The sequence below is a fragment of the Streptomyces odonnellii genome, from assembly GCF_000981895.1.
Lineage (GTDB): Bacteria > Actinomycetota > Actinomycetes > Streptomycetales > Streptomycetaceae > Streptomyces > Streptomyces odonnellii.
In genome coordinates, this window is sequence record NZ_LATD01000603.1 from 1 (window position 1) to 4069 (window position 4069).

Below are 4069 nucleotides of genomic sequence, written 5' to 3' on the forward strand. Positions count from 1 at the left end.
CCCCAGGGCCCCGCCGGAACCGCCCCGCGGTCCTCGCACTCGCCTACGCCCCCGGCCCCCTTCCGGCCGCAACCCGGGGCCCGGCGGCAGCCCAGAGGCAGGCCGCCACTGCCCCTCGCCCTCGGCTTCCTCACCCTTGCGCTCGCCGCGGCCGTCGTCGCCGGGCTCGCCCTCGGCTCCGTGTGGATTCCGCCCAGGCAGGTGATCGAGGTCCTCACCGGACGCGCGGAGCCCGGCCCGTTCCGGACCATCGTGCTCGATGTGCGGCTGCCGAGGGTGCTGCTGGGGGCCGTGGTCGGGGGCGGGCTGGCCGTTGTCGGGACCGTCCTCCAGGCGCTCGTACGGAACCGCCTCGCCGACCCGTTCCTCCTCGGGATCTCCTCCGGCGCCTCCACTGGTGCCGTGCTGGTCCTCGTGCTGGGCATCGGCGGCGGGGTGACCACCACCGTCGCCATGCCGGCCGCCGCCTTCGCCGGATCGCTGCTCGCGCTGGCGCTCGTGTACGGGCTGGCCCGGCGCGGCCCGACGATGAGCGGGGGCGGGCTCGTCCTCGCCGGGGTGGCCGTCTCGTACATCCTCTCCGCGCTGACCACTCTGATCCTGGTCGTCTCCGCCAGGCCCGAGCACTTCCAGGAGGCCCTCTTCTGGTCGCTGGGCGGCCTCGGCAGTGCCCGGTGGGCCACGCTCGTACCGCCCGCCGTCGCCCTCGTCGCGGGCACCGCCCTGCTCATGGCGCTGGCCAGGCCGCTCGATCTGCTGCTGGCCGGGGAGGAGGGCGCGACCGTCCTCGGTCTCGACACCTCGCGTTTCCGGGCCGCGGTCTTCGTACTCGCTTCCCTGGTCACCGCCGTGATGGTCGCCGCGAGCGGCGCGGTCGGCTTCATCGGACTGCTGGTGCCGCACGCCGCGCGGATGGCCGTCGGCGCCGGGCACCGGGCACTGCTGCCGGTCGCCGCGCTGGCCGGGGCGGTCGCGCTGGTCGTCGCCGACCTCGCGGCCCGTACCCTCGCCGCGCCCCAGGACATCCCGGTCGGCGTGCTGACCGCGCTCATCGGCGGCCCGGTGTTCCTGTGGCTGATGCGCCGCCGTCCGGAAGGAGCCCCGGAATGAGCGACCGTACGAGCACCCGCACCCCGGGCCGACCGTCCGCCCCGGCCCCCGCCGCCGAACTGCGCGTCGAAGCGCTCTCGTACGAAACCGACGGCCGCCTTCTCGTCGACCGCGTCGAACTGACCGCCGCCCCCGGCGAGACCGTCGGACTCGTCGGCCCCAACGGCAGCGGCAAGACCACCCTGCTTCGCTGCGTGTACGGAACGCTCCGCCCCACGGCCGGACGCGCCCTCCTCGACGGCGACGACCTGCACACGATGTCCCCCAAGGCCAGGGCACGCCGCGTCGCCGCCGTCCCGCAGGACGGCGGGGTCGACTTCGAGCTGACCGTCCGCGAAGTCGTCGCCATGGGCCGCTCGCCCCACAAGCGCTTCTGGGAGGCCGACACCGCCGCCGACACCGCACTCGCCACCGCCGCCCTCGACCGGGTCGGTATCGCCCCGCTCGCCGACCGGGCCTTCCCGTCCCTCTCCGGCGGCGAGCGGCAGCGCGCGCTCATCGCCCGCGCCCTGGTGCAGCGGCCGGCCCTGCTCGTACTGGACGAACCGACCAACCACCTGGACATCCGCCACCAGCTCGATGTCCTGACCCTGATCAGCCGCTCGGGCACCACCAATCTGCTCGCCCTGCACGATCTGAACCTGGCCGCCTACTACTGCGACCGCATCCATGTCCTCCAGGACGGCCGGACCGTCGCCTCGGGCCCGCCGCGCTCCGTGCTGACCCCCGAGCTGCTCGCGGAGGTGTACGGAGTGAGAGCGGAGATCAACACCCACCCGGTCACCGGCGCCCCCACCGTCGTCTACCTCCCGTAGCTCCCGCCCCGCGCTCCCGGCTCCGCACGCTTCCAGGCCCGCCGTCCACGTGTTCAGGACCGAAGTCCACCTGTCCAGGACTGTCGTCCACGTGACGAACGTCCTTGGTCCGCCATACGAGATCACATGCCGGGCCGCGGACCGGGAATCGATACGATGAACCCATGGTTTTCCATGACGTGAGCGACAAGACGCCGAGCACCCCGCTGCTCGTCGCGCGGCTGCACGTCGACCTGTGCCGCCTCGCCAGCGCCATCTGTCCGGGCGGCGCGGTCCTTTCCGCCGGCCGCGCAGGCTGAGCGACGGCCGCGAGCGCCGCCCGCCGTACCCGTCCCGTACCGCATCACCCCCTCGCGCGGGGGCCCGAGCCGCGCGCCCGTCACGCCATCTCCCGACAGGAGCCCACGCCATGGCCATCGAGGTCCGCATCCCGACCATCCTCCGCACCTACACCGACGGCGCGAAGGCCGTCGAGGGCACCGGCGACACGCTCTCCGAGCTGTTCACCGACCTCGAAACCCGGCACGCCGGCATCCGGGAGCGGCTCATCGACCCCGCGGCGGGCGACCAGCTCCGCCGCTTCGTGAACGTCTACCTCAACGACGAGGACGTCCGCTTCCTCGACGGGGTCGCCACCAAGCTCGCGGACGGCGACAGCGTCACGATCCTCCCGGCGGTGGCCGGCGGGGCGCTCGAATCGAACCCGGCCTGATGCGGTACGACTCCCCGCTGGCGGCGGTCGGCAACACGCCCCTGGTACGGCTCCCCAGGCTGTCCCCGTCGGACGACGTACGGATCTGGGCCAAGCTGGAGGACCGCAACCCCACCGGATCCGTCAAGGACCGGCCCGCCCTGCACATGGTCGAGCAGGCCGAGAAGGACGGGCGGCTCACCCCGGGCTGCACCATCCTGGAGCCCACCAGCGGCAACACCGGTATCTCGCTCGCCATGGCAGCCCGCCTCAAGGGCTACCGCATCGTCTGCGTCATGCCGGAGAACACCTCCCAGGAGCGGCGCGACCTGCTGACGATGTGGGGCGCGCAGATCATCTCGTCCCCGGCGGCGGGCGGCTCCAACACGGCGGTACGGGTGGCCAAGGAGCTGGCGGCCGGGAATCCGGACTGGGTGATGCTGTACCAGTACGGCAATCCCGACAACGCGGGCGCGCACTACGCCACCACCGGGCCCGAGATCCTCGCCGACCTGCCGTCCGTCACGCACTTCGTGGCGGGGCTCGGCACGACGGGCACGCTGATGGGCGTCGGGCGGTTCCTGCGAGAGCAGAAGCCCGACATCAAGATCGTCGCCGCGGAGCCGCGCTACGACGACCTCGTGTACGGGCTGCGCAACCTGGACGAGGGCTTCGTGCCCGAGCTGTACGACGCGTCCGTCCTCACCACCCGCTTCTCCGTCGGCTCGGCCGACGCGGTCGCCCGTACCCGTGAACTGCTCCAGCAGGAGGGCATCTTCGCGGGCGTCTCGACCGGCGCGGCGCTGCACGCGGCGATCGGGGTCGGCCGCAAGGCGGTCAAGGCGGGCGAGAGCGCGGACATCGTCTTCGTCGTCGCGGACGGCGGCTGGAAATATCTGTCCACGGGCGTCTACACGGCGGCCACCACGGAAGAGGCCATCGAGACCCTGCACGGCCAGCTCTGGGCGTAACCGGGTGACGCAGTGGCGCGGTGACGCGCGCGCGACGTGTGAGGTGACACGCGACGTGTGAGAGCGCGCGGTGCGCCGGTCCGGGCCTTCGAGTCCGGGGCTCCGGGTCTGGGCCTCCGGACCGGCGGGCTCCGTCCGGGCCTCCGGCGCCCGTGGCCGGAACACCCCGGGTGGGTCCCAGGGCCCGGCGCCGTGCCCGTACCCCCGCCCCGTACACGCCGTACCGGATCGCACCCCCGGCCCCCCGCCCGACTCGGGCCGGGGGCCGCAGCCGTCTCCAGGGCTTCTCCAGGCGCTCCCCGGACCCCCTCCGGCAACGCAAGACCCCGCCGTGGCAGTCCATCCGAACCGGTGACAGCGCAGGTGAGTTCTCCCACAACGGACCGTCGTGGAGGAGCGACCAGCCCTTTCGCGCTTTACGCTCGACAAACCGCACAACCCCCGTCGCCCCCCTTCCACGCCACGGAGGTTCACGCTCCATG

At 73.2% G+C, this 4069-nt stretch carries 5 protein-coding genes; all 5 read left to right on the forward strand.

From position 1 onward, the window contains the following. Positions 1–108: 108 nt before the first annotated feature. Positions 109–1110: a FecCD family ABC transporter permease gene (locus WH07_RS35535; RefSeq protein ID WP_046509352.1), complete on the forward strand. Its 1002-nt coding sequence runs from the start codon at positions 109–111 to the stop codon at positions 1108–1110. After that, positions 1107–1925 (forward strand): ABC transporter ATP-binding protein, encoded by an 819-nt coding sequence (locus tag WH07_RS35540; RefSeq protein ID WP_079023826.1) that lies wholly within the window; start codon positions 1107–1109, stop codon positions 1923–1925. The genes WH07_RS35535 and WH07_RS35540 overlap by 4 nt, the downstream gene beginning before the upstream one ends. Before the next feature lie 164 nt (positions 1926–2089). Beyond that, positions 2090–2224, forward strand: a complete 135-nt coding sequence (locus tag WH07_RS41635; RefSeq protein WP_302185332.1) for a putative leader peptide — start codon at positions 2090–2092, stop codon at positions 2222–2224. A gap of 110 nt (positions 2225–2334) precedes the next feature. Then, complete coding sequence (locus WH07_RS35545; RefSeq protein ID WP_046509348.1) at positions 2335–2637, forward strand: MoaD/ThiS family protein; 303 nt, start codon at positions 2335–2337, stop codon at positions 2635–2637. Then, positions 2637–3587, forward strand: coding sequence for a PLP-dependent cysteine synthase family protein (locus tag WH07_RS35550; RefSeq protein ID WP_046509350.1), 951 nt, complete (start codon positions 2637–2639; stop codon positions 3585–3587). The genes WH07_RS35545 and WH07_RS35550 overlap by 1 nt, the downstream gene beginning before the upstream one ends. Positions 3588–4069: the final 482 nt, after the last annotated feature.

Coding starts and splice junctions, on each gene's coding strand:
- WH07_RS35540 (WP_079023826.1), top strand. CDS start 1,107: ATGAGCGACCGTACGAGCACCCGCACCCCGGGCCGACCGTCCGCCCCG.
- WH07_RS41635 (WP_302185332.1), top strand. CDS start 2,090: ATGGTTTTCCATGACGTGAGCGACAAGACGCCGAGCACCCCGCTGCTC.
- WH07_RS35545 (WP_046509348.1), top strand. CDS start 2,335: ATGGCCATCGAGGTCCGCATCCCGACCATCCTCCGCACCTACACCGAC.
- WH07_RS35550 (WP_046509350.1), top strand. CDS start 2,637: ATGCGGTACGACTCCCCGCTGGCGGCGGTCGGCAACACGCCCCTGGTA.